Source organism: Streptomyces roseicoloratus, assembly GCF_004117935.1.
Taxonomy (GTDB): domain Bacteria; phylum Actinomycetota; class Actinomycetes; order Streptomycetales; family Streptomycetaceae; genus Streptomyces; species Streptomyces roseicoloratus.
The window spans coordinates 1-24473 of the sequence record NZ_SDOY01000155.1 but is presented as its reverse complement, the minus strand read 5'-3'; the positions used below and the strand labels follow the sequence as shown (position 1 = coordinate 24473).

The following is a 24473-nucleotide window of genomic DNA, read 5'->3' as shown; positions in this document are numbered from 1 at the left end:
TGAAGTTTCCCCGTGATCTCGGACACTCGTTCGTTATGCCGCGAGGGCGTGTTGGTGCCGCTGTCTGGTCTCGGCCGGGGTGAGGTAGCCGAAGATCTTGTGCTTGCGTAGGCGGCGGCGGTTGTAGAAGGTCTCGATGAAGGTGAAGACCTCGGCGCGGGCGGTGGCCCGGTCGGGCCAGGTCCGGGTTCCGATCTCTTCCTTGAGCAGGGCCCAGAAACTCTCCGCCGCGGCGTTGTCGAAACATGATCCGGTGCGTCCGCAGCTCTGTCGCAGCCCCAACTCCCGTATTCGATCTCTGAATTGCGTCGATGTGTACTCGCTGCCGCGATCGCTGTGGATCACGCATCCCGGCTCCAGGCCGCCTCGGCCGTAGGCCATGTCGAGGGCGTCGACGACGAGCTCGGCGCGGTGGTGGTCGGCCATGGCGTAGCCGACGACCTCGCGGGTGGCCAGGTCCAGCCAGCAGGCGAGGTAGAGCCAGCCCTCGGCCGTCGGCAGGTAGGTGATGTCGCCGACCAGCTTGATCCCGGGACGCGCGGCGTGGAAGTCGCGGCCGATCAGGTCCGGGGCCGGCTTCGCCTTCTTGTCCGGCCGGGTCAGTGAGCGGTGCTTGCGGCGGGTGACGCCGCGGATGTCGCGCTCGCGCATGACGCGGGCGATGCGCTTGCGGTTCACCCGCCGCCCCAGACGCCGCAGCTCGGCGTGGATGCGCGGGACGCCGTAGGTGCGACGGGAGGCGATGTGGAGCACGGTGATCTCGTGGGCGAGCGCGTCGTCGGTGGCCTGGCGCTCTCGGCGGGCGGCCTCGCCCTCGCGCCAGGCGTAGTAGGAGGAGCGGGTCACGTGCAGCACCCGGCACAACAGCACGATCGGGTAGTTCGCCTTCTCCGCATGGATCAACCGGTACAACATGGTCACCGGTCGCTCTCCTTCACGAAGAAGGCCGTCGCTTTTTTCAGGATCTCGATCGTCTGCTGCTGTTCGCGGTTCTCCCGCCGCAGCCGCTTGAGTTCCTCACGCTCCGCGCTGGTCAGCTCGCCCGGGACGCCCTCGCCCTGGTCGGCCTTGGCCCGGCGGTACCAGCCGCGCAGGGACTCGGAGCTGATGCCGAGTTCCCGGGCGACGGCGGTGACCGTCTTGCCCGAGGAGTCGACGAGCGCGATCGCGTCCCGCTTGAACTCCTCGGTGTACCGCTTCGTGTACTTGCTTCCCACCTGGTGCTACTTCCTCTGGAACCTCAGATCCCAGTCTCCAGGTGTCCACGATCAAGGGGAAGCTTCAATGGTGACCTCACCCGCCCGGACGTCGCTGGTCCTACTCGGGTTTCCATGTCTCCCGTCGGCGCTTGGCGCGGGCTGAGGGGTTCACGTTGCCGGACATGTGGGGCTTCGGTGGGAACCGGCAATGGAGCGAAATCTCATCGACGCTCGAGCCCCTCCTTGGCTCTTCGGCTGACCGTGAGAAGAACCCGGCACCAGCCGGAGAGCAGGGACGGCTTCGAGGAAATGACATGGTCGTGAGACAGGACCCCTGCCAACCCGCGTGAGACACCGCCAAGACCCGCAGGTCACAGCGTCGCGATAGGACACCGCAATCGAGAACCCACAGGCCCGTGCCGGAGCTCAGCTTCGACGGGTCTCGTACGTGGTCAGGACCACGCCGCCGGGATACGTCCGGGTCTCGAGCAGGTTCAGGTTCACCCAGGTGTCGAGTGCGGTGAAGAACGGCGTTCCGGCGCCCACCAGGACCGGGTGGGTGGCGATCACGTACTCGTCGATCAGTCCGGCGCGCAGGGCCGTCGCGGCGAGGGTGGCACCGCCGATGCTCAGCGGGGCGCCGTCCTCGGCCTTGAGCCGGGCGATCTCCGCGACCGCGTCGCCGGTGACCAGACGGGCGTTGCCCTCGACCGTGTCCAGCGTCGAGGAGAAGACCACCTTCGGCGTGTCCCGCCAGGCCCGCGCGAACGCGATCTCGTCCGGGGTGGCGTCCGGTTGCCCGTCGCGGGTCTGCCAGTAGGGGCTCATCGTCTCCCAGAGCTTGCGCCCGTACAGGGACAGGCCGCTCGCCTGCTCGTGGGCGAGCCAGAACCGGAACAGCTCCTCGCTCGGCGGTCCGCTCCAGCCGATGTCGTCGCCCGGCGCGGCGATGTAGCCGTCCAGGGTGGTGTTCATGCCGTAGATCAGTTTCCGCATGGCCCGGCCTTCCGTCCGTGGGTGTCAGGCGTACGGACCAGCGTGGCGCGGGGACCCCAATGGGGCGGGTTCCGGCGCGCCGGGAGGTGCGAGAAGCGGTGCGACCCTACGCCCTGCGGGAAATGAGCGGCCGCCTGGCACAACGGGCGGCGAGGATGGGCCGCATGACCTCCTCCTCCGAAGAACTCCTGCCCACCACCCAGCGCGCCCTGCTGCACCGGATCGCCGTCGCGCAGACCGAGGGGCGTGCGCCCTCGTTCGTCGCCGGCGTGATGCGAGGAGGGCGGACGGTCTGGTCCGGTGCGCGCAGTTGCGTGGACGGGCACGCCCCGGACTCCGACACCCAGTACCGGATCGGCTCGATCACCAAGGTCTTCACCGCGGTCCTCGTGATGCGACTGCGGGACGAGGGGCTCGTCGGGCTCGACGATCCGCTGGAGAAGTACCTGCCGGGGACCGGGGTGGGCGAGGCGACGATCGCTCAACTCCTGTCGCACAGCGCCGGTCTGGCCGCCGAGACGCCGTCTCCGTGGTGGGAGCGGTCGCCCGGATCGACGCGGCCGGAGCTGGCCGACGTGCTGGGGGAGCAGCCCGCTCTGCACCCGGCGGGGAGGCTGTTCCACTACTCCAACCCCGGCTACACGCTGCTCGGTTCGCTCGTCGAGGCGCTCCGCGGAGTGTCCTGGGAGGAGGCGCTGCGCACCGAGATCCTGGAGCCGCTGGGACTCGGCCGTACGACGGTCCGGCCGGTCGCCCCGCACGCCGGCGGGTGGGCGGTGCATCCGTGGGCCGACGTGATGCTTCCGGAACCGCTGGAGGACCTCGGCATCATGGCGCCGGCCGGGGTGCTCTGGTCGACGGTCGACGACCTCTGCCGCTTCGCCGCGTTCCTGGCCGATGGCGACGACCGGGTGCTCTCCCCGGCGTCCGTGGCCGAGATGCGGGTGCCGGCGGTGCCGCCGGCGGCCGGTGACGGGGTGTGGGGGTACGGCCTCGGAGTCCAGTTGATGCGCAGCGGCGACCGGACGTTCGTCGGTCACACCGGCTCGCTGCCGGGGTTCGTCGCCGGCCTGTGGGTGTGCGTCGAGGAGGACCTGGCCGCGGTGGCGCTCGCGAACGCCACCTCCGGCCCCCTCGCGCCCGCCGTGGCGGCCGATCTCGTGCGGATCGCGGCGGAGGCCGAGCCGCGCATCCCGGAGCCCTGGCGGCCCCTTCCCGTCGCCGAGGTGGACGAGGAGCTGCTCGCCCTCACCGGCCCGTGGTACTGGGGCACCTACGCCTTCGGGCTGAGGGTCGGTGCCGGGCGTTCGGTGACCCTGGAGCCACTGAAGGGAGTCGGGCGAGGGGCCTCCTTCCGGTCGCTGCCGGACGGCGGCTGGATCGGCCTCGACGGTTACTACCAGGGCGAGACCTTGCGGGTGGTGCGGCGCCCGGACGGCTCCGTGAGCCATCTGGACCTGGGTTCCTTCGTCTTCACCCGCGAGCCGTACGAGCAGGGGAACGCCGCCGTCCCCGGTGGTGTGGACGAGGCGGGTTGGCGCGGCCTCTGACCGGACGTGTGCGTGCCGGGTGCGCTGTTTCACGTGAAACAGCGCACCCGATCACAGGCTCAGCTTGAATCCCACGTGTGAGGCCTGGAAGCCCAGCCGCTCGTAGAACCGGTGCGCGTCGGTGCGGGTGACGTCCGAGGTCAGCTGCACCAGTCGGCAGCCCTCCTCGCGGGACTTCTCGACCGCCCACTCGATGAGCCGGCTGCCGAGGCCGCTGCCGCGCTCGTCGGCGTGGATGCGGACGCCTTCGATGATCGAGCGAATGGTCGCCCGCCGGGAGAGGCCGGGGATGACGGTCAGCTGGAGCGTTCCGACGACCTTGTCCGCGCGCACGGCGACGACCACGTGCTGGTGGGGATCACCGTCGAGCCGGTCGAAGGCGGTGGTGTACGGGCCGAGGTCGTCGGGGGACTCCCGCTGGGCGCCCAGGGGGTCGTCGGCGAGCATCGCGACGATCGCCGACAGGTCCTCCCGCCGGGCAGGCCGGATCTCAAGATCGTTCATGGGGCCAGGCTACGCCCGCCCCTTCCCGCTCAGGCCGGAACGCCGAGCCCTTCCAGGACGTGCACGAAGGGGGCCAGCTCCGGGTTCTTGGCCGCCTCGTCCAGGGCCTCGCGCAGCGCGGCGTCGTTGGTGGGGCGGGCCTCGTCGAGGAGCTTCTGGCCGGCGTCGGTGACATCGGTGTAGATGCCGCGCCGGTCGGTCGCGCAGAGATAGCGCGTGAGCAGCCCGCGGTCCTCGAGGCGGGTGACGAGCCGGGTGGTCGCGCTCTGGCTGAGCACGACGGCATCGGCGACCTGCTTCATCTGCAGATGGCCGCCGGGACCGTCGTGCTGCCGGCTGAGGACGTCGAGGAGCGAGTACTCGCGCACGCTCAGACCGTGCCGGGACTCCAGGGCCCGCTCGATGTGCGACTCGATCCTGCCGTGCAGCAGGGAGAGGGCGCACCAGCCCTGGGAGAGGGCCGTCAGGGCGGGATCCGTCGCGGTCATGATCTCTCCTCGCTTCCAGGGTCCGGCATGTCCGGTGTTGCTCCTTACCAGCGTAGAGGATGCCGCGCAAAATTCCGCGCGTGCAAGTATCGGCCCCGCTGCGCCGCTGCCCCGGCGCCCCGGACGTCCGACGCCCTTGCCGTCAGGGCTTCACCCCGCGGCGACCGTCAGCGGGGCGAAGCGGCGGCTCCCGTCGCCCGGCAGGCCGGGCAGCGAGCGGATCATGACCGCGTTGGTGGCGATCAGCTCCAGGCCGTTGGCCTTCAGCCAGGTGACCAGGCCACCGTGGTCGACGTCGACATCGGTGCGCAGCGGACGGTCCGTGGCGGCTGCCAGGGAGGCGACCAGTGCCTGGGCCGTGCCCAGGTCGTGGGCGATGAGCGGGCCGATGACGTGGGTGTCCATGTTGGGCCAGAGGGCGCCGAAGCCGGTGACCTCGCCGTCCTGCTCCGCGACCCGCAGATGGTCGGCGAAGGCGGGCAGCCGGGTGATCATGTGGGTGCGGTCGGCCCCGAAGATCGCGCGGTCGAGCCGCAGGACGTGCTGGAGGTCCTCGGCGGTGGCGGGCCGTACCGCCCGTGCGGGCGCGGGCTCGGCCGCGGTGAAGCGCCCCTTCAGCATCTCCGCGCGGCCGACCTCGGCGAAGCCCAGCTCCTCGTAGAGCGGCTGTCCGTTCGGGGTGGCGTACAGGCTGAGCGGGGTCTCGCCGGCCTCGGCGAGGACATGGCGCATCAGCCGGCGTCCGACGCCCCTGCGGGAGTAGCGCTCGGCGACCAGGACCATGCCGATCGCGGCGAGACCGGGGCCGTACGGGGTCACCACGCACGCCGTCACGAGACCCTTGCCGGCCGGGTCGTCGATGCCGTATCCGGCACCTGCCGCGAGGAGCAGTCCCCACTTGTGCTCCTCGCGCAGCCACCCCCGGTCCTCGGAGAGGTCGGCGCACGCCGTCAGGTCGTCGAGGGTGAGGCGCCGGATGGGGAGCCGGTCGAGGGAGATCTGGTCGAGCGGGAGCTGGTCGAGCGGGGATTGCGAGAGCGGCATGACGATCAGGCTGGCCGACGCCCCGAGGGTGCGTCCACCGGTTTACCGGAACTGGCCCCGACGGTCGCCCCGGAGCCCCGCGGGGCAGGGCGAGAAGCGGATTTCCGCAGGCGGCGACCGCGGGCCGTCAGCCCCCAGGGCTTCAGCACGGAGATGGCGGTCATGAACAGGTACGCCGATGTCGAGACCGCGCGGGCCGCGACCAGACTGCTGTCCGGCACCCCTGCGGCCGCCGCGTGGGAGATCTCCGGGCGGAGCGCGAAGATCGTCGCGGTGGCGGTGGCCACGGTGATCCAGAACTTGATCCAGACCCAGTGGTGCCGGGCGAGTCCCCAGGGAGTCCCCAGGGACAGCACGAGGCCGCTGCCCAGGGTCACCAGCGCGACGGGGGCCAGCAGCCAGTCGGCGAACACCTTCATGGCCCGGTAGGCCGCATGCGTCAGGGAGAGGTCCCGGGTCGTGTACGCGGCGAGGCCCAGGGCCAGCAGCCCCACGCTGAGGCCGAGCCAGGCCACGGAGACCGCCACATGGACGACGAGGAGTGCCCGCCGTGCGGGCCGCGGGAGATGTTTCACGTGAAACACCGTGCCGAACGACGGCCGTCCGCCGCGTCTGACTGGGGGAGTATCCGGTCGTACTAGCCTCGGCGTACATGACGACCCTGCGCGGCCGGCGGCTGCATCTCTTCGATCTCGACGGCACTCTGATCCGCGGCTCGGCGGCAGCGGTGGAGATCTCGCGCCAGCTCGGGCTGAGCGAGGAGATCCAGCAGCTGGAGCAGGACTTCCTGCTGCGGGAACTCGCGCCGGACGAGTTCGCCGTGCGGGCCCACGCACTCTGGGCGGACCTCACACCGCAGCATGTGACCGCGGCCTTCGAGGGAGCGCCCTGGCTGGCCGGCATTCGAGAGGTCTGGGCAGAGATCCGCGCCGAGGGCAGCCACTGCGCGGTGATCTCCTTGTCACCGGACTTCTTCGTCGAACGGCTCCTGGACTGGGGGCTCGACGCCGCCCACGGATCGCGCTGGCCCGCCGTTCCCTTCATCGAGCCGATCCACCGGCCCGGCATCCTCGACGCCTCGGCGAAGGTGCGGATCGCGGCCGACCTCTGCGCCCGCTTCGGCGTCGACGCGGCCGACTGCGTGGCGTACGGCGACTCGATGTCCGACGCGGAACTCTTCGCGATCGTGCCCGAGACCGTGGCGGTGAACGCGGACCATCACCTGGCCGACCTGGCCCGACACCGCTACACGGGCGGTGATCTGCGCGAGGCGTACGCCTTGGTCCGAAAGAGCGCAGCCTAGTCCTCCGGGCGGGGAGAATCACCGGGAATCCCACTTTCTGCCCAGGACCCCCCCACGGAGTGTCATCCTGCGAACACGGAGGCCGACTGCGGGGAGGCAAGGACATGAAAGACGCTCCGGCTGCGGCCACGGACGCGCCGCCCCGAATACCGATGGACGAACCCGCTCCCGAGCCGGCGGCCATGACGGGCGCGCCCTCGCACGACGCGGTCCTGATCCGCCGCACCCTGGTGGAGACGGCCTCCGTCGCCGACCGGCTGACCTCGTACTTCTACGCGCTGCTCTTCACGCGCCATCCCGATCTGCGCGCCTTGTTCCCCGCCGCCATGGACACCCAGCGGGACCGGCTCCTCAAGGCGCTGCTCACGGCGGCGGAGCACCTGGACAACACGCCCGTCCTCACCGAGTACCTCCGCGGCCTGGGCCGCGGGCACCGCAAGTACGGCACCCGGGCCGAGCACTACCCGGCCGTCGGCGAGGCCCTGATCGGGGCCCTGGAGCGGTACGCGGGCAGTGCCTGGGACGCGGAGACGGAGGCGGCCTGGGTCCGGACGTACACGAAGGTCTCGCAGATGATGATCGACGCCGCGGCCGAGGACGAGCAGCTCGCGCCCGCCTGGTGGCAGGCCGAGGTGGTCAGCCACGATCTGCGGACGCCCGACGTCGCCGTGATCACGCTCCGGCCCGATCAGCCGTACCCGTTCCTCGCCGGGCAGTACACGACGCTCGAGACGCCGTGGTGGCCGCGGATATGGCGGCACTACTCCTTCGCCTCGGCGCCCCGCCCCGACGGACTGCTCTCCCTGCACATCAAGGCGGTGCCCGCCGGCTGGGTGTCCAACGCGCTGGTGCACCGGGCCCGCCCGGGCGACGTCCTGCGGCTCGGCCCGCCCGCCGGATCGATGACCGTCGACCACTCCACCGACAACGGTCTGCTCTGTCTGGGCGGCGGAACCGGCATCGCGCCGATCAAGGCCCTGGTCGAGGACGTCGCCGAGCACGGGGACCGGCGCCGCGTCGAGGTCTTCTACGGCGCCCGCAACGGCCACGACCTCTACGACATCGACACGATGATGCGGCTCCAGCAGACCTTTCCGTGGCTGGCCGTCCGCCCGGTCACCGAGGAGGAGGGACGGCTCCCGGACGCCGTGCGGCACTACGGGCCCTGGGCCGAGTACGACGCCTATCTGTCGGGGCCGCTCGGCATGATCCGGAGCGGGGTCGACGCCCTGAAGGGCGCCGGCATCCCGACCGACCGGATCCGCCACGACTACCTGGGCGAACTGGTCCTGCCGGCCTCCTGACGCCGTGCCCGGGAGCGCCCCTGGCGCGAACCTCCGATCCGAGGGACACGCCCTGACCCAGCCCTAACCCAGGTCGGGCGCGTGCATGGCGCGGACGCCCTCGATGTTGCCGTCCAGGTAGTGGCGCAGCGAGAGGGGGACGAGATGGACGGCGGCGATCCCGATCCGGTTGAACGGCACCCGGACGATCTCGTACTCGCCCTGCGGCTCGTCGATCTCCGGGCCGTGCCGCCGTGACGGGTCCATGGACTCCAGACGGCAGACGAAGAAGTGCTGGACCTTCACCCCGGAGACGCCGCCGTCCACGATGTGCTCGACGGTGTCGACGAAGCAGGGGACCACGTCGGTGATCTTGGCGCCGAGCTCCTCGTCGACCTCGCGGTGCAGGGCCTCGACCACGGTCGAGTCGGAGGGCTCGACACCTCCGCCGGGAGTCACCCAGTAGGGATCCATGCCCGGCTTGGTGCGCTTGATGAGGATCAGATCGTCCCCGTCGAGCAGGATGGCGCGTGCGGTGCGCTTGACCACTGGTCGTTCGGTCATGGGAAGAAAATGGCCCGCCCCCGCTGTCCTGAAACACGCGCAGCCCTTCCCCATGCGGAGTCCCGCCACTCACCAGTCCCCCGCGGCCCGCAGCAGCCACTCGTGGGCGCGCGCGATGTGCGGCAGGGCGAGCGTGCCGGTGCGGACGACGAGGAAGTAGGTGCGCAGCGGCGGCACCGGAGGATCGAGCAGGGCCACGAGCCGTCCGCGCGCCAGGTCGTCCTCGCACAGGTAGCGCGGGAGCACGGCGAGGCCCGCGCCGGAGGCGGCGGACGCCTGCACCGCGCGCAGGTCGGGGGCGATCACGGTCGCGGCCGGCTTGGACTCGAAGACGGCCGCCCAGTAGCGGGCGACGAACGGCAGCGACTCGTGCACCTCGACCACGGGCAGCTGCTCCAGGACGACGGCGCCCTCGCGCAGCCCGCTCGGGGGGAGGCGGGCGGCCCAGCGCGGCGCAGCGACCAGGACGTGTTCCTCGTCGCACAGCGGGGTGGCGGTGAAGAGGCCGCCCCGCGGCCGGGCGGTGGCGACGGCCAGGTCGTGACGGCCGGCGGCGAGCCCGTCCAGGGTCTCCTCCGCGCTGCTCAGGAGGGAGGCGCGGACGGAGAGGCCCTGGACGATCAGCGGAGCCAGGGCGGGCAGCAGCCGGGCCGAGGTGAACTCGGGCGGTCCGGCGACGTGCAGGGTGCGCAGGCCGTCCCGCTCGTCCTGAGCGGTCCCGGCGATCTCGACGAGGGCGTCCAGATGCGGGGCGGCGCGGTGGGCGAGCTCGTCGCCGACGGTGGTGGGGGTGACCCCACGGGCCTGTCTGAGGAAGAGCGGGCGCCCGAGCTGCCGTTCCAGGGTGCGGATCTGGCTGGTGACCGCCGGCTGGGAGAGTCCGAGGAGTGCGGCGGCGCGGGTGAAGGAGCCGGCCCGGTGCACCGTGACGAACGTGCGCAGCAGCGTCAGATCCATGCCCGCCCCTCCCGGCCCGTCGTGCGTGCCGTTCGACTCAGGCGGTCCGCGGACGGCGCCTCAGGACCGTCCAACTATAAATAAGTCGATAGGTCGCTGTCGCTACCGTGATTGGACACTGACGCAGAGTCAACTAGCCTTGTACGGGCGGTCGTCCGCCGAGGAAACCGCAGGGGGACGGGGGCGTTCCGAGCCACGAGGGGGGAGGTTCGGAACGCCCCGGCCACGCCCGCCGCGCCCATCGGACGGGCCGTCCGCCACCGCCCGACGTGGCTCGCCGACATGCCCCGCCCGCCCGCCGGACGGCCCGCAGCACCGCGGTCAGCCGGCGTCCTCGGCCGCCGTGTCCAGGGCCCGCAGCACGTCCGCGATCAGGTCCTCCGGGTCCTCCGCGCCCACCGAGAAGCGGACGAAGCCCTCGGGCACCGCGTCACCGCCCCAGCGTCCGCGCCGCTCGGCCGTGGAGCGCACGCCGCCGAAACTGGTCGCGTCGTCGACCAGCCGCAGCGCCTCCAGGAACCGGTCGGCCCGCTCCCGGTCCGGCAGCACGAAGGAGACGACGGAGCCGAAGCGCCGCATCTGCCGCGCCGCCACCTCGTGCGACGGGTCGCCGGGCAGGCCCGGGTAGCGCAGCCCGGTCACGTCCTCGCGGGCGGAGAGCGCCTCGGCGAGCGCGAGCGCGGTGGCGCACTGACGGTCGAGCCGCAACGGGAGAGTGGCCAGGGAGCGGTGGGCGAGCCAGGCCTCCATGGGGCCGGGGATGGCGCCGACGATCTTGCGCCAGCGCCGCACCTCGGCGGCCCGTTCGGGATCGCGGCAGCTGACGTGTCCGAGCAGGACGTCACCGTGCCCGGTCATGCCCTTGGTGTCGCTCGCCACGGAGAAATCGGCGCCCAGCCCCAGGGGCCGCTGGCCGAGCGGCGTGGCCAGGGTGTTGTCGACGGCGACCAGCGCCCCGGCCGCGTGGGCGGCGGCCACCATACGGCGCACGTCGCACACGTCGAGCCCGGGATTGGACGGCGTCTCCAGCCACAGCAGCTTCGCCCCGGCGAGGACGGACAGCTGGGCGTCGTCGCCGGTCGGCGCGGTGCGGACCTCGATCCCGTACGCGCGCAGCTGCTCGTGCAGCAGGGGCAGGGCCTGGTAGCCGTCGGAGGGCAGGACGACGGCGTCGCCGGACCTGAGCTGTGAGAAGAGGACGGCGGAGATGGCGGCCATGCCGGAGGCGAAGACCAGCGTCTCGACCCCGCTGTCCGCGCCGCTTCCCGCCCCGCTCTCCCCCGGTGCCTCCAGCGCGCCGATGGCGCGTTCCAGATGGGTCCAGGTCGGGTTCTCGTCGCGGCCGTAGGTGTACGGGCCGGTCGGCTCGCCGGGCAGGTGGAAGTGGGCCGCGAAGACCGGACCGGGCAGGGTCGGCTCGTACTTCACGGGCTCGGGCAGCCCGGCCCGCACCGCTCGCGTGCCCTCGCCGAGCGTTCCTGCCCCGCCGGTTCCGCCGGTTGCGCCGCCGACCTGGTGGCCCTCGTGGGTACCGCTCACACCGCGGGTACCGCTCGTATCGTTCGTCGCGCTCATGCCGTCCGTTCCGCTCATGTCGTCCGCTCCTCCACCGGCGTGGGCGCCGGCGCCGGCGCCGACGCCGGTGCCGGTGCCGGTGCCTGTGGAGGTTCCTGTTCCCGCTCCTGGTCCGTGACCGCCAGCGTTCCGCGCACCGCCGCGAGCAGGCCCCCGCTCGCCGCCTCCACCATTTCCAGGCATTCCTCGAACAGGTCCAGGCCGCCGTAATAGGGGTCCGGCACGTCGAGGTCGGGGCCCGCTCCGGGATCGTACGAGCGCAGCAGCCGGACCTTGGCGGCGTCCCCGGGCGTGGGCGCGAGCCGGCGCAGGTCCCGCGCGTGCCCCTGGTCGAGGGCGATCACCAGGTCGAGCGCGGGGAACCAGGAGGCGCGGAACTGCCGGGCGGTGTGCTCCGACCCGTAGCCGTTGTCGTCCAGGACGGCGACCGTGCGCGGGTCGGCGCCGTCGCCCTCGTGCCAGCCTCCGGTACCGGCGCTGTCCACCTCCACCGCACCCGCCAGACCGGCCTCCGCCACGCGGGCGCGGAAGACGTGCTCGGCCATCGGGGAGCGGCAGATGTTGCCCGTACAGACGAAGCAGACGCGGTAGGTCATGGTCGGCCCTCAGTCGTTGTCGGGCAGGACGACGTTCAGCGCCCAGGAGACGACGGAGATGATCAGGCCGCCGAGCACGGCGGTCCAGAAGCCCTCGACGTGGAAGCTGAGGTCGAGTTCCCCGGCCAGCCAGGACGTCAGGAGCAGCATGAGCGCGTTGACGACGAGGGTGATCAGACCGAGCGTCAGGATGAAGAGCGGGAACGTGAGGAGCTTGACGACCGGCTTCACGAGCCAGTTCACCAGGCCGAAGACCAGGGCGACCAGGATGAGGGTCCAGGCCTTCTTCGCGGTGCTGTCACCGGTCAGCGTGATGTCCTGCAGCAGCCAGATGGCCACGGCGAGGGCGCCGGCGTTCGCGAGCGTCTTGACGACGAAATTCATCATGTGTCTGATCGTGGCAGACATGATCCGGCCAAGGCAGGGGCGTACGACGATGAAGGCATTCCGACTGGACGAGCTGGAGGCGGAGCGCGCCGCGAACGACGGCGCCTACCTCCAGTTCCTGCGCGAGCGCAACATGTCGGTGGGTCTGTACGCACTCGACGCGGGAGCGATCGACCCGCAGCAGCCGCACGGGCAGGACGAGGTGTACTTCGTGGTGAGCGGCCGGGGCGCCATCACGGTCGGGACGGAGACGACCACGGTGGCGCGGGGCAGTGTGGTGTACGTGCCCGCGGGCGTCCCGCACAAGTTCCACCACATCACCGAGGACCTGCGGGTCATGGTGGTCTTCTCGCCGCCGGAGGGCTGACGGGCCTCCGAGGCCTGGCGCCTCCCGGAGGCCCGGCGGCTCCCCGAGACCCGAGACTGACGGCCCCCGAGACTGAGGGCCCCCGACACCTGACGGCTTCTTGGCACCTGACGGCCCCCGAGACTGAGGGCTCCCGAGAGCTGACGGCTCCCCGGCACCTGACGGCTTCTTGGCACCTGACGGACCCCGAGACTGACGGCTCCCGAGAACTGACGGCTCCCCGGCACCTGACGGACCCCGAGGCCTGGCGGCGCCACCGGTCGCGACCCCCTAGGGGTCGGATCAGGGAAGAGCGGGGGCCGGGAGGGCTCCATGGGCGTGGTGCGCGCACCTAGCATCGAAGGTGTCCGGCGCAGAGTGCGACGGCGAACCGTTCGGAGATGAGGTAAGCGCAATGGCGGTGAAGGAGATTCTCGCGGGGATGCCGTGGTGGGTGAAGTGGATCGCCATACCGGTCATCGCTCTGGTCGTCTTCGGCGGTCTGATCACCAGCCTGCTGACCTTCGTGGTCGGCCTGCTGTTCAAGCTGCTGGTGTTCGTGGCACTGGTGGCCGGTCTGATCTACGTCGTCAGGAAGTTCACGTCCTCGTCGACCTCCCGGCGCGAGGACTGGTAGCACGCCCGTCCGGCCGGTATGAAGAGCCCTCCGCCGATTAGCCCGGCCGAGGGAACGCGCAGGTGAAACCCGGGTAGGGCCCCGGAACCTGCCATTAGAGTGGAAATCCTCTGCCGCCCAGGGAACCACAGGCGTAGACCTCCGCAACGACTCGCGTGATCGTGTCTGCCTCCGGACGGGTCCGCCACAGACCCCGCCGGTCCCAGGCCGCGGCGGGCGCGCGGGGGCGGCCCCCGCGGGCGGGTGCGACGCACCCGTCGACACGCCTGGGGGTGACCTTTGGCCACTGCTTCGCAGCCCGCTGCTCCTACTCTCATCGGTTCGGTGCAGCGGGCGCTGAGACTCCTGGAGGCCGTGGGCACCCACCAGGACGGGGCCCCCGCCAAACAGCTCGCGCGCGAGGCGGGACTTCCGCTTCCCACCGCGTACCACCTGCTCCGCACCCTGACGCACGAGGGCTATCTGCGCCGCGAGAAGGGTGTGTTCGTCTTCGGCGACGCCGCCGGCAGGCTCGTCGGCGGCGGAGTCCTGCAGAATCGTCGCACCAGGGTCGAGGACTCTCTCGCCCGCTGGCGGGACTCCATCGGGGTGCCCGTCTACTTCGCCATGTACCGCGAGGGCGAGATCGAGCTCGTCGCCGTTGCCGACACCCCTGCGGCACCCGCCGTCGAGGAGTGGGCCGACTTCCGGGAGACCGGCCACGCGCACGCCATCGGGCAGTGCCTGCTGAGTCAACTGGATCTGAAAGCTCGTCAAGACCACCTCGACCGTCACCCGGTGGAAGCGATCACGCCGTATACGCTGCGTAATCGACAGTCCCTTTTGGAGCGTTTGGGCGGTATGGGGCGAATGGAGCCCCTGGTGGAGCGTCAGGAATATGCACTTGGCACAGTCTGTGCAGCTATTCCTATCACCGCGGGGTCAACAGCGGCCGCGATGGCGATTTCACTCCCGCTACATCAGGAAGAACGGTTGCTCCCTGCTATCGGTCGACTACAGAATGAGATCGGAAAGCTCTTCAGCTCACTCGCTTTCTCTATCAGTATCTGAAAAATCACTCCTTGTGATCTGCTAGCGCGTACAGCACGATTGCGTCAAGAGGGCCGTGAGGGATCATTCCCGGCCGTTTCGACCACAGTTTTCAGCAGGGTGTCCACACAACTGCTCCATCTACTGCGGGGTACATGATGCGAGAGACGGTTCAGGCCGAGGTCCTGATGAGCTTCCTCGTCTCCGAGGAGCTCTCCTTCCGGATTCCGGTGGAACTGCGATACGAGACCCGCGACCCCTACGCGGTGCGGATGACGTTCCACCTTCCCGGGGACGCACCCGTGACCTGGGCCTTCGGCCGCGAGTTGCTGCTCGACGGGATCAACCGCCCGAGCGGAGACGGCGATGTGCACATCGCGCCGACCGACCCCGAGGGCCTCTCCGACGTGATGATCCGTCTTCAGGTCGGCGGTGACCGGGCCCTGTTCCGCGCGAGCGCGCCACCGCTCGTCGCCTTCCTCGACCGGACGGACAAGCTCGTCCCGCTCGGTCAGGAAGAGACCCTGGGCGACTTCGAGGACAGCCTGGAAGCGGCGCTCGGGCGCATCCTGGCCGAGGAGAACGCGGGTTGACCGCCACCGGCTGACAACGGACCGCCCGCCGGGCCTACTTGGCCCGGCGCCGTCGCCCGCCCCCGCCGTAGCGCACCGGGCGCTTCTCGCCCGCACCCGTCGGCCGCATCAGGCCGGACCGTGCCGGGCGCTTCCCCTCGGCCCGCGCCGGAGGCCTCCCGCCGGCACCTGACGGGTCCTCGCCGGCTCCCGGGCCCGGCCGGTCGGCCGACACCACCAGCGCCGCGAGGCCGGTGGTGATCGGGACCGAGGCCACCAGACCGATCGAGCCGACGAGCGTCCGGACGATCTCCTCGGCCACCAACTCGCTGTTGGCCACCGTTCCCACGCTGCTCTGCGCGATCGAGAACAGCAGCAACAGCGGCAGCGCCGCACCCGCGTACGCCAGGACCAGGGTGTTCACCACCGAGGCGATGTGGTCGCGGCCGATCCGGATCGCGGACCGGTAGAGCCGCCGCGGACCCATCGTCGGGTCGGCCTGGTGGAGCTCCCAGACCGCCGAGGTCTGGGTCACCGTCACGTCGTCGAGCACGCCCAGCGAGCCGATGATGATTCCGGCCAGCAGCAGGCCCGACATGTCGATCTGCGGGTACAGGCCGTGGATGAGCCCCGTGTTGTCGTCCGTGTTGCCGCTGAGCGAGGCCCAGCCGATGAAGAACGAGCCGAGCAGACCGATCAGCAGCAGCGAGACCAGCGTGCCGAGCACGGCGACCGAGGTGCGGGCGGACAGGCCGTGGCACAGATAGAGCGCGATGAGCATGATCGCGCTCGATCCGACGACGGCGACCAGCAGCGGGTTCGACCCCTGGATGATCGCCGGCAGGATGAACAGCGTCAGCACCAGGAAGCTCGCCGCGAGCGCGATCAGCGCCATGACGCCACGCATCCGGCCGACGACCACGACGGCGAGCGCGAAGATGCCGGCGAGCACGGTGATCGGGAGCTTCCGGTTGACGTCGGTGACCGAGTACTGCAGGTCGCGCGGGGCGTCGGGGGCGTACGCGACCACCACGCCCTGGTCCTCGTGGAGTTGCCGCGGCGCGTCGGGCTGCACGATCTCGGTGAACCTGCGGCCCTTGTCCTGACCGGTGGTGACCTCGACGGTCGCCTTCGCGCACTGCCCTTGCCGGGCGTTGACCGCCTCGCGCCCCTGCGGGGTGGAGGTGTCGCCGGTCGGCGGGACCTGGCCGGCGTTCACGTCCCTGCAGTCGACCCGCTCGACGGAGACCACCCGGCCCTGCTCGGTCTGCCGGTCGAAGCCGACGCCCGTGCGCTCGTGCGCGGGCGTGCCGCCGGGCCACAGCACGAGGAGGCCGACGGCGACGGCGGTGGCGAAGGGGATGAGCACCGCGGCGATGACCTTCCGCAGGTGCCGGGAGACGGGAGCGGCGGGGCCGTGAGCGTGCGCGTGGCCGTGCGCCTGATCGTGCGCGTGGGCACGCCCGTCGCCATGGGGTTCGTGGGGCTGCTGCGTTGACGTCACCGACCGATCATCGCAACAACGTCGAGACCCCCACTGTTCAGCACGCCAGGGATGACGCTAGCGTGGTGACACCTTTGCACACGCGGGAGCTCGGAGCACCGGGCTGAGAGGGCGCTGATCACCGTACGCGCGTACTGACGTACGTACGGGAGGAGGCTGCGCCGACCGCCGAACCTGTTACCGGGTAATGCCGGCGTAGGGAGATTCGGTCTCATGACCATTCAGGATGCACGCACGCCTGCCTCCGACCAGGACCAGAGCGGCCCGCAGCAGCGGACGCCGGGCTGGCACAAGGGCTACGTCGAGGGTTCCCGCCCCGACATCCGGGTGCCGGTCCGCCAGGTGCACCTCACCAACGGCAAGGACGTGACGCTGTACGACACGTCCGGTCCGTACACCGACCCGACCATCGACACCGACGTGCGGCGCGGCCTGCCGCCGCTGCGGGAGAACTGGATCATCGGCCGCGGCGACACCGAGGAGTACCCGGGCCGTCCGGTCCGGCCCGAGGACGACGGCATCAAGCACACGTCGCCGCGCGGCGGCGGTCTGAAGAACCTCGACGCGGTCTTCCCCGGCCGCCCGCGGCTGCCCCGCCGGGGCCGCGACGGCCAGGCGGTGACGCAGCTCGCGTACGCTCGCCGGGGCGAGATCACGCCGGAGATGGAGTACGTCGCGATCCGCGAGAACGTCTCCCCCGAGGTCGTACGGGAGGAGATCGCGGCGGGCCGCGCGGTGCTGCCGGCGAACGTCAACCACCCGGAGATCGAGCCGATGATCATCGGCAAGCGGTTCCTGGTGAAGGTCAACGCCAACATCGGCAACTCCGCGGTCACCTCCTCCATCGAGGAGGAGGTGGAGAAGATGACCTGGGCGACCAAGTGGGGCGCCGACACGGTCATGGACCTGTCCACCGGCCGCAACATCCACACCACCCGCGAGTGGGTGCTGCGCAACTCCCCCGTGCCGATCGGCACCGTGCCGCTCTACCAGGCCCTGGAGAAGGTCGACGGCAAGGCCGAGGAGCTGACCTGGGAGATCTACAAGGACACGGTCATCGAGCAGGCCGAGCAGGGCGTCGACTACATGACGGTGCACGCCGGCGTGCTGCTGCCGTACGTGCCGCTGACCGCCCGCCGCAAGACCGGCATCGTCTCGCGCGGCGGCTCGATCATGGCCGCGTGGTGCCTGGCGCACCACAAGGAGAACTTCCTCTACACGAACTTCGAGGAGCTCTGCGAGATCCTCGCGGCGTACGACGTCACGTACTCGCTCGGCGACGGCCTGCGGCCCGGCTCGATCGCGGACGCCAACGACGCGGCGCAGTTCGCGGAGCTGAAGACGCTGGGCGAGCTCAACACCATCGCCAAGCGGCACGACGTGCAGACGATGATCGAGGGCCCGGGCCACGTCCCGATGCACAAGATCAAGGAGAACATCGACCTCCAGCAGGAGATCTGCGAGGAGGCGCCGTTCTACACGCTCGGCCCGCTGACCACGGACGTCGCCCCGGCGTACGACCACATCACCTCGGGCATCGGCGCCGCGATGATCGCCTGGTGGGGCACCGCGATGCTCTGCTACGTCACGCCCAAGGAGCACCTGGGCCTGCCGAACAAGGACGACGTGAAGACCGGCGTCATCACGTACAAGATCGCGGCCCACGCGGCGGACCTCGCCAAGGGCCACCCGGGTGCGCAGGAGTGGGACGACGCGCTGTCCGACGCGCGCTTCGAGTTCCGCTGGGAGGACCAGTTCAACCTGGCGATGGACCCGGACACGGCCCGCGAGTTCCACGACGAGACGCTCCCGGCGGAGCCGGCGAAGACGGCGCACTTCTGCTCGATGTGCGGCCCGAAGTTCTGCTCGATGAAGATCTCCCAGGACATCCGCCGCGAACACGGCGGCGACCTGAAGGCGGACGAGATCGAGGCGGGGATGCAGGAGAAGTCGAAGGAGTTCGCGGCTTCCGGCAACCGGGTCTACCTGCCGCTGGCTGACTGACCCGGCATCCGGAACCACGCGCCGGGCCCGCGACCCACGGGGGAGTCGCGGGCCCGGCGCGGCGGCGTCAGGACGGGGCCCGCCCCCGGGCACCGACGAGGGACGACGGGCGACAGCCCGCGACCACGGTGCGGGGGTCTGCGCCTATCGTCGTCCGTATGACGGTGAGAGCGGGCGAGCCGCGACGGCTCGGGGTGTCCGGCTCCGCGGCGAGACTGCGCTTCGAGACGGAGTTCCAGGAGCCGGGCGGAGGCGCCCGGCGGAGGCTGCTCGCACTCGACGGGGATCCGGCTTTCGAGCTCTCCTTCTTCTGCGGGACGTGTCCGTTCCTGTTCCGCCGGCTGGACGGCGCCAACCAGACGCTGTCGATCGAGAGCATGCGGGAACGCCTCGCGGAGCCGCTGGCCGATCCGGACGGCGAGCTCCTCGGCACCTTCGGCTCCTTGCTGCCGGACGGCGACTACCTTCCTCTGCTGCTCACCGTCGAGCCGCGTCTCGTCGCCCCGGGACGCGAAGGTGACTACTTCAGCGGCGAGCAGGTGGCCACCTGGGGGATCGACCAGTTCTGGGGCCTCCCCGAACATCCGAGGGTCCCGTACTACCGGACGTTCGAAACCGTGGTCGACGACGACGCACACCTCTACGAGTTCGTCGTGCCGATGGTGCCGCCGCTCTGGAACGACCGCGAGCGCGTCGCCGAGTACGCCGAGCTGCTGCGGCAGGGGGCGATGCCGACGGCGGTGGCCGTGTCCACGCTGGATCTGTGCGCGCCCTCGGTGGCTCTCCCGGCGGCCGACGAGTACCGGCACTGGGGGCTGACGCACTTCCTGCTCGACGGCCACCACAAGCTGGAGGCGGCCGCGGCGGTGGGGCGACCGGTGCGGCTGCTGTCCCTGCTGGCGCTGGACGAGAGCCTGGCCGGGCGCGATGCCTGCCACGGGCTGCCCGGACTGAGAGCCCGGCCTCGCCAGGACCGTGCGGCTCGGTAGTTTCGGCCGGATCGATGCGGCGGCGGCCGGGGGCCCCGCATGTACGCGTACCCCTTCGACCGAGCCGTCGTTTCGCCGTCCGGCCGGTACGCCGTCGTGTACACCGAGCGGGGGACGAAGGCGCTGCTCCTCGACGGTCAGCGGATCGTCCGTGAACTCGACCGGAGCCACTACCACGCCAAGGACTTCGACTACCCGCTGGCGCTGGGCTCGCTGGCCGACGGTCGGGAGGTGCTGGCGCACTGTCCCGACGCCCATGAGGTCATCGAAGTCGAGGACGTGGCCACGGGTGAGCGGCTCACTCGCGGCGAGCGGACGCCGATGGACGTCCTCCATTCCCGGCTTGCGGTGAGCCCTGACGGCACACGGCTCCTCTCGGCCGGCTGGCTGTGGAGTCCGTTCGGGATCGCCCGGGTGTACGACCTCGAACAGGCCCTGACGGAGCCGGCCGTGCTCGACGACGAGGGCCTGCTGCCGTCGACGAGCTGGCGGGACGCCGAGATCGACGCCGCCTGTTGGCTGGACGGCGATCGCCTCGTGGTGGCGGCGGGCGAGGACGAGGACGAAGACGGGGAGGACGGGGAGGACGAGCCGGCGGCGCTGGGGCCCCGGCAGCTGGGCGTGTGGTCGCCGTCCGAGAGGAGATGGCTGCACCGGAGTCGGCTGGAGATACCTGCGGGCACCCTCATCGGGCGGGGTGACGACGTCGTCGCGCTGTATGCGCACCCGCGGCTGATCGAGGCGGCCACGGGAACCGTGCTCGCCGAGTGGCCCGAAGTCGGCCTCTCGCCGCGGGTCGGCAGCTACGGGGTGAGGCACGTGCCGACTGCGGTGGTCGCGCTTCACCCGGACGGGAGTCGCCTGGCCGTGGCTCAGCCGGACGGGATCGCGATCATCTCGCTTCCCCGGCCGGTCTCGCTTCCCCGGCGCGCGTGACCGGCGCGCGTGACCGGCGCGGCCGGCGGCCCGCGGTGCTCCGGGCTCGGCCCGGTCAGGGACGTCGGGCAGGAGAACGGCCGGAGCGGGGAAATCCGGGGCCGGCAGTCGGCAGACTGGGGGCATGACAGCGAGATCCCTCAGTAAGGGTGCCAACGTCGCCGTGGATGCTTCGGCGGTGCGCGTCGAGCTCGTGTGGGTGCCGGGGGCCGGCGTGCCCGATGTCGATGCCTCGGCGTTGCTGCTGACCTCGGCCGGTCGGGTCCGGGACGACGGCGACTTCGTGTTCTACAACCAGCCGCGGCACGCCTCCGGCGCCGTGGTGCACGAGGGGAAGCAGGACAGCGGCGGCGTCGTGGCGGACGGCGTATCGGTGGACTTCCGTGCCCTGGGGCCCGAGGTGGAGCGTGTTCTGTTGTGCGCTTCCGCCGACGGCGGGACGTTCGGGCAGGTGCCAGGGCTGCTGCTGAGAGTGCGCGACGCCGCCTCCGGGGACGAGCTGGTGCGCTTCGACATGGCGGCCGGGACCGAGACCGCCTTCATCTGCGGCGAGCTCTACCTGCGGCAGGGGCAGTGGAAGTTCCGTGCGGTGGGCCAGGGTTACGCGGCGGGGCTCGCCGGTCTGGCGACCGACTTCGGCATCACGGTCGACGACGAGCCGTCGCCCGCCGGCACCGGTTCTGCAGCTCCGTCTGCTCCCCTGCCGGCTGCCACGGCGCCCGGCGTGCCCGCCCCGCCCGGCGTGCCTGCCTCGCCCGGCGTGCCTGCCTCGCCCGGCGTGCCCGGCGTGCCTGCCCCGCCCGGCGTGCCCGCCCCGCCCGGCGTGCCTGCCTCGCCCGGCGTGCCTGCCTCGCCCGGCGTGCCCGGCGTGCCCGCCCCGCCCGGCGTGCCCGCCGCGCCGGTGTCGGCCGTTCCCGCCGCCGGGGCCCGTGCCTCCGCGGGTGAGGAGCGGTTGCCGGTGGACATGCGCAAGCGGCTGTCCTTGCGGAAGGAGCAGGTCGCGGTCAGCCTGCGCAAGCACGGGGCCGAAGGGGTCGTCGCGCGGGTCGTGCTCGTGCTGGACGCCTCCGGGTCCATGGGCTTCCTGTACTCGCGGGGCGTCGTCGCCGACGTGGTGGAGCGGATGGCCGCGGTCGCCGCGCAGCTCGACGACGACGGCGAGATGCAGGCCTGGACGTTCGCCTCCCAGCCGGCCCGGCTGCCCGACCTCCGTCTCGGTGAACTCCCCGACTGGCTGCGCCTGCACGTACGCGTCGGGCAGGTCGGCCTGTTCCGCCGCAACAAGAGGCCGAAGGGTCTGGAGCCCGGGCAGGTCGACATGCGGACCGTCGGCATCCAGAACGAGGAGCAGCGCGTCATCGCCGAGGTGCGCTCCTACGTCGCCCGGAACCCCGCGCCCGTGCCCACGCTGGTGCTGTTCTTCTCCGACGGCGGCGTCTACCGCAACGCCGAGATCGAGCAGGAGCTGCGCGCGGCGGTGGAGGAGCCGGTCTTCTGGCAGTTCGTCGGGCTCGGGCGGAGCAACTACGGGGTGCTCGAGCGCTTCGACACCCTGCCCGGGCGCCGCGTCGACAACGTCGGGTTCTTCGCCGTCGACGACATCAGCACGGTGCCCGACCCGGAGCTCTACGACCGGCTCCTGTCCGAGTTCCCGAGCTGGATCACCGCGGCGCGCGGGGCCGGCATCCTCTGACGGCCGCCGCGGTCTCCTCGGCGTGTCCACGGGTGACAGCGGCGGCTACTCGGGCCGGGGCTCCGGCGATCCGCGGTCCGGGCTCGTGAAGTCCGGGCTCGAGTACGTGGGGCGGACGTCGGAGGCACCCTTGCTGGGGCTGGTGAAGTCCGGGCCGCTGTAGCCGATCTTGGGGATGCGGCCGGCCGGCGGGGGCGACTGGCGGGGGAGCGGCGGGGGCGGTGGCGGGTCCGCCGAGGCCGCGGCCAGGGCCTCGCGGAGGAAGGGCAGCACGCCGCGTTCCAGGAGGGCCCGGCGCCAGGTGTCCCTGGCACGGGTCAGTTCGTCGTCGGGGATGTCGCCCGCGACCTGGGTGGCGCTGTTGCGACGGGCCGTGACGAGGAGTCCGGTCGCCGCCCAGAGCAGGCCCGCCGCGGCGACGACGCCGAAGAACAGGCCCGCGGTCAGCAGGGTGTCGGCGAAGGCCGGAGCCGGGTCCAGCATCTTCAGGATCGCGCCGACGAGGAGGACGACGACCGCGGCGGTGCCCGCCAGGAGCGGTGCGAGGACGGTCACGACGGCGACGACACCCGCGCCCTCGGCGCTGCCGGTCTCGCCGCCCGTGCCGGCCGGCCGTTCACCCGTACCGCTGCTGGTGCTGGTGCCCGTACCGCTGCCGCTGCCGCTGCCACTGCGCTCGTCCGTACCGCTGCTCTGGTTTGTGCCGGTGGTGCTTCCGGTCCCGGTGCCGTCCCGCGTGGCGCTTCCCGTCGCGCTTCCGCTTGTGCCGGACGGGCCCCGTGACGCCGCGCGGACCTGTTCGCGGACCTTCACGAAGTGGTCGTACTCGGCCGCGGCGGCCGTGGTGATGAGCGCGGTCGCGTTCAGGGCCATCGCGCGCAGCTGGGACGTGCTGAGCCGGATCCCGGCCTCGGCGAGATCCGGATGGTCGCGCGCGTTGCGCAGTGCGTCGTCGACGACCCGCTCGAACTCGGCGCGGTCCTCGGTCAGCAGGTGCGGAGCCACGTTCATGTGCATCCCCCGATGCTCCGTAGGGGCCGGAACCGGCCGTGCGTGACGGCGGATCAGGCGGAAACGGAGGAGAGCCTGCTACGGATGAGCCGATGGTAGGGCGGTTACGGCACGCGGTGACAGGGTGTTCCCGGAAATCGCCTTCCCCGGATGCGGAGGGTTATGCGTCAGGCGGGCAGCGGGAGTTGGACGACCAGCAGCTTTCCGGCCATGGTCACGCCGCCGTCCATCGCGATGGCGAGACCGTCCGCGTAGACGTGCGGACCGTCGACGACCGGGCGCTCGCCCTCCTCGCCGTCCTCCGTGCCGACCTGGCCGAGAAGGTACGGGATGGGGCTGTGGCCGTGCACGATCCGGCTGCCGCCGTAGGTGGCGAGCAGCTCTCGCACCGCCTGCGGGCCGGCGGCCTCGTCACGGAACGCGAAGCGCTTGGTGAACTTCCGGAAGAGGTCCCAGACCTCGTCCGCGTCGTTCCGGTTGATGATTTCGTGGACCTTGTCGTTGACGTCCTCGATGGTGCCGCCGTAGTCCAGGTACGCCGTGGTGTCCGAGTGCAGGAGCAGGTGGCCGTCCTGCTCCACGACGGCGTCGAGCCGGGACATCCACTGCAGGTGGACGTCCTGGAGTCGGTCCATGTCGTGCTTCTGGCCGCCGTTGAGCAGCCAGGCGGCCTGGAAGGTGGCGGTGCCGGCGCCGGAGCTGACCGGCGTGTCGCCGAACCGCTTGGCGCCGATCAGGAGCAGTTCGTGGTTGCCCATGAGGGCCTTGCAGTAGCCGCCGGCGGCGGCGGCCTCGGCGGACAGGCGCATCACGAGGTCGATCACGCCGATGCCGTCGGGGCCGCGGTCGGTGAAGTCGCCGAGGAACCACAGGCGGGCGTTGCCGGCGGCCCAGCCGCCGTTCTCGTCGATGAGGCCCTGGGCGCGCAGCGCCTCCAGGAGCTCGTCGAGGTAGCCGTGGACGTCGCCGACGACGTACAGCGGGCCGGGGCCGTCGCCCGGCGCGGGGGCCGGGCCCGGCTGGGGCACGGCCGTGACGTGGACCTGGACGGTGTCGCCCCGGTTGATGATCGGCAGGTCGCGCTCGGTGGGCGTGTAGCCCTCGGGCGGCTCGCTGTCGGGGTACGCGTTCCCGGGGTGGCCCGAGGGGATCGAGCCCAGGTGCAGGGTCGCGTCGGCGGGGGCTGGCGCTGCCGGGGCGGAGAGCGGGGCGGCGGCCGGTGCGGCGGCGGGCTGGGCCACGGGAGCTGCGGCCGGCGGAACCACCGGGGCGGCGGCGGGCTGGGGCGCCGGTGCCGCCATGGCGG

Annotated in this window: 26 protein-coding genes; 11 read left to right on the top strand and 15 right to left on the bottom strand. The window is 71.5% G+C overall.

Features of this window, described 5'->3' with window-relative positions:
• Nucleotides 1–33: 33 nt before the first annotated feature.
• The 3 genes from ESG85_RS27160 to ESG85_RS27150 all read right to left on the bottom strand — a co-directional run bounded on the left by ESG85_RS27160 (nucleotide 34) and on the right by ESG85_RS27150 (nucleotide 2195).
• Nucleotides 34–915, bottom strand: coding sequence for an IS3 family transposase (locus ESG85_RS27160; protein ID WP_246094928.1), 882 nt, complete (start codon nucleotides 913–915; stop codon nucleotides 34–36).
• Nucleotides 916–917: 2 nt separating this feature from the next.
• The gene (locus ESG85_RS27155) at nucleotides 918–1217 is read right to left on the bottom strand and encodes a transposase (RefSeq protein WP_128977975.1); all 300 of its coding nucleotides are present in this window, start codon (nucleotides 1215–1217) and stop codon (nucleotides 918–920) included.
• A 408-nt stretch (nucleotides 1218–1625) separates the two neighbouring features.
• Nucleotides 1626–2195 carry a dihydrofolate reductase family protein gene (locus ESG85_RS27150; protein WP_128983725.1) on the bottom strand — a complete coding sequence of 190 codons (570 nt, stop codon included), beginning with the start codon at nucleotides 2193–2195 and terminating at the stop codon, nucleotides 1626–1628.
• A gap of 164 nt (nucleotides 2196–2359) precedes the next feature.
• On the opposite strand from ESG85_RS27150, the gene ESG85_RS27145 reads away from it, so the two are divergent.
• Complete coding sequence (locus tag ESG85_RS27145) at nucleotides 2360–3745, top strand: serine hydrolase domain-containing protein (protein ID WP_128983723.1); 1386 nt, start codon at nucleotides 2360–2362, stop codon at nucleotides 3743–3745.
• 51 nt (nucleotides 3746–3796) lie between these two features.
• Here the strand turns inward: ESG85_RS27145 and ESG85_RS27140 are convergent, their stop codons facing one another.
• The 4 genes from ESG85_RS27140 to ESG85_RS27125 form a co-directional block, all read right to left on the bottom strand.
• A complete protein-coding gene (locus ESG85_RS27140; RefSeq protein WP_128983722.1) occupies nucleotides 3797–4249 on the bottom strand; it encodes a GNAT family N-acetyltransferase in 453 nt (150 codons plus the stop codon).
• 29 nt (nucleotides 4250–4278) lie between these two features.
• On the bottom strand, nucleotides 4279–4737 hold the full coding sequence (locus tag ESG85_RS27135) for a MarR family winged helix-turn-helix transcriptional regulator (protein WP_128983720.1): 459 nt from the start codon (nucleotides 4735–4737) through the stop codon (nucleotides 4279–4281).
• A 150-nt stretch (nucleotides 4738–4887) separates the two neighbouring features.
• Entirely contained in the window at nucleotides 4888–5781 is an 894-nt protein-coding gene (locus tag ESG85_RS27130; RefSeq protein ID WP_128983718.1) for a GNAT family N-acetyltransferase, read from the bottom strand.
• Nucleotides 5782–5786: 5 nt separating this feature from the next.
• On the bottom strand, nucleotides 5787–6356 hold the full coding sequence (locus tag ESG85_RS27125; protein WP_128983716.1) for a DUF2269 domain-containing protein: 570 nt from the start codon (nucleotides 6354–6356) through the stop codon (nucleotides 5787–5789).
• Between the two features lie 77 nt (nucleotides 6357–6433).
• Here ESG85_RS27125 and ESG85_RS27120 point away from each other — a divergent pair, with 77 nt between their 5' ends.
• On the top strand, nucleotides 6434–7084 hold the full coding sequence (locus ESG85_RS27120; RefSeq protein ID WP_128983714.1) for an HAD family hydrolase: 651 nt from the start codon (nucleotides 6434–6436) through the stop codon (nucleotides 7082–7084).
• Between the two features lie 104 nt (nucleotides 7085–7188).
• Nucleotides 7189–8388, top strand: coding sequence for a globin domain-containing protein (locus ESG85_RS27115; protein WP_128983712.1), 1200 nt, complete (start codon nucleotides 7189–7191; stop codon nucleotides 8386–8388).
• 63 nt (nucleotides 8389–8451) lie between these two features.
• Here ESG85_RS27115 and ESG85_RS27110 read toward each other — a convergent pair whose 3' ends face one another.
• The 5 genes from ESG85_RS27110 to ESG85_RS27090 all read right to left on the bottom strand — a co-directional run bounded on the left by ESG85_RS27110 (nucleotide 8452) and on the right by ESG85_RS27090 (nucleotide 12446).
• A complete protein-coding gene (locus tag ESG85_RS27110) occupies nucleotides 8452–8931 on the bottom strand; it encodes an NUDIX domain-containing protein (protein ID WP_128983710.1) in 480 nt (159 codons plus the stop codon).
• 69 nt (nucleotides 8932–9000) lie between these two features.
• Nucleotides 9001–9888, bottom strand: a complete 888-nt coding sequence (locus ESG85_RS27105; RefSeq protein WP_128983708.1) for a LysR family transcriptional regulator — start codon at nucleotides 9886–9888, stop codon at nucleotides 9001–9003.
• Nucleotides 9889–10209: 321 nt separating this feature from the next.
• Nucleotides 10210–11481 carry a cystathionine gamma-lyase gene (locus ESG85_RS27100; RefSeq protein WP_246095307.1) on the bottom strand — a complete coding sequence of 424 codons (1272 nt, stop codon included), beginning with the start codon at nucleotides 11479–11481 and terminating at the stop codon, nucleotides 10210–10212.
• A complete protein-coding gene (locus ESG85_RS27095; RefSeq protein WP_128983706.1) occupies nucleotides 11478–12059 on the bottom strand; it encodes a low molecular weight protein-tyrosine-phosphatase in 582 nt (193 codons plus the stop codon). The genes ESG85_RS27100 and ESG85_RS27095 overlap by 4 nt, the downstream gene beginning before the upstream one ends.
• A 9-nt stretch (nucleotides 12060–12068) precedes the next feature.
• Nucleotides 12069–12446, bottom strand: coding sequence for a phage holin family protein (locus ESG85_RS27090; RefSeq protein WP_128983704.1), 378 nt, complete (start codon nucleotides 12444–12446; stop codon nucleotides 12069–12071).
• Between the two features lie 49 nt (nucleotides 12447–12495).
• On the opposite strand from ESG85_RS27090, the gene ESG85_RS27085 reads away from it, so the two are divergent.
• From ESG85_RS27085 to ESG85_RS27070, 4 genes are all read left to right on the top strand, one after another.
• Nucleotides 12496–12813, top strand: a complete 318-nt coding sequence (locus ESG85_RS27085; protein WP_128983702.1) for a cupin domain-containing protein — start codon at nucleotides 12496–12498, stop codon at nucleotides 12811–12813.
• Nucleotides 12814–13207: 394 nt separating this feature from the next.
• Entirely contained in the window at nucleotides 13208–13429 is a 222-nt protein-coding gene (locus ESG85_RS27080; RefSeq protein ID WP_181019128.1) for a DUF5326 family protein, read from the top strand.
• A 279-nt stretch (nucleotides 13430–13708) separates the two neighbouring features.
• A complete protein-coding gene (locus ESG85_RS27075) occupies nucleotides 13709–14479 on the top strand; it encodes an IclR family transcriptional regulator (RefSeq protein WP_128983700.1) in 771 nt (256 codons plus the stop codon).
• A gap of 137 nt (nucleotides 14480–14616) precedes the next feature.
• Nucleotides 14617–15051: an SsgA family sporulation/cell division regulator gene (locus ESG85_RS27070; protein WP_128983729.1), complete on the top strand. Its 435-nt coding sequence runs from the start codon at nucleotides 14617–14619 to the stop codon at nucleotides 15049–15051.
• Nucleotides 15052–15085: 34 nt separating this feature from the next.
• Here the strand turns inward: ESG85_RS27070 and ESG85_RS27065 are convergent, their stop codons facing one another.
• Nucleotides 15086–16534, bottom strand: coding sequence for a YibE/F family protein (locus ESG85_RS27065; RefSeq protein ID WP_128983698.1), 1449 nt, complete (start codon nucleotides 16532–16534; stop codon nucleotides 15086–15088).
• Between the two features lie 213 nt (nucleotides 16535–16747).
• On the opposite strand from ESG85_RS27065, the gene thiC reads away from it, so the two are divergent.
• From thiC to ESG85_RS27045, 4 genes are all read left to right on the top strand, one after another.
• Nucleotides 16748–18538, top strand: coding sequence for a phosphomethylpyrimidine synthase ThiC (gene thiC / locus ESG85_RS27060; RefSeq protein ID WP_128983696.1), 1791 nt, complete (start codon nucleotides 16748–16750; stop codon nucleotides 18536–18538).
• A 158-nt stretch (nucleotides 18539–18696) separates the two neighbouring features.
• Nucleotides 18697–19527 carry a hypothetical protein gene (locus tag ESG85_RS27055; protein ID WP_128983694.1) on the top strand — a complete coding sequence of 277 codons (831 nt, stop codon included), beginning with the start codon at nucleotides 18697–18699 and terminating at the stop codon, nucleotides 19525–19527.
• Between the two features lie 39 nt (nucleotides 19528–19566).
• Nucleotides 19567–20463, top strand: a complete 897-nt coding sequence (locus ESG85_RS27050) for a hypothetical protein (RefSeq protein ID WP_128983692.1) — start codon at nucleotides 19567–19569, stop codon at nucleotides 20461–20463.
• 124 nt (nucleotides 20464–20587) lie between these two features.
• Complete coding sequence (locus ESG85_RS27045; protein ID WP_128983690.1) at nucleotides 20588–22156, top strand: VWA domain-containing protein; 1569 nt, start codon at nucleotides 20588–20590, stop codon at nucleotides 22154–22156.
• A 45-nt stretch (nucleotides 22157–22201) separates the two neighbouring features.
• Here ESG85_RS27045 and ESG85_RS27040 read toward each other — a convergent pair whose 3' ends face one another.
• Both ESG85_RS27040 and ESG85_RS27035 read right to left on the bottom strand, forming a co-directional pair.
• On the bottom strand, nucleotides 22202–23173 hold the full coding sequence (locus ESG85_RS27040; protein ID WP_128983688.1) for a hypothetical protein: 972 nt from the start codon (nucleotides 23171–23173) through the stop codon (nucleotides 22202–22204).
• A 161-nt stretch (nucleotides 23174–23334) separates the two neighbouring features.
• Nucleotides 23335–24468, bottom strand: a complete 1134-nt coding sequence (locus ESG85_RS27035; protein ID WP_128983727.1) for a metallophosphoesterase — start codon at nucleotides 24466–24468, stop codon at nucleotides 23335–23337.
• Nucleotides 24469–24473 lie beyond the last annotated feature (5 nt).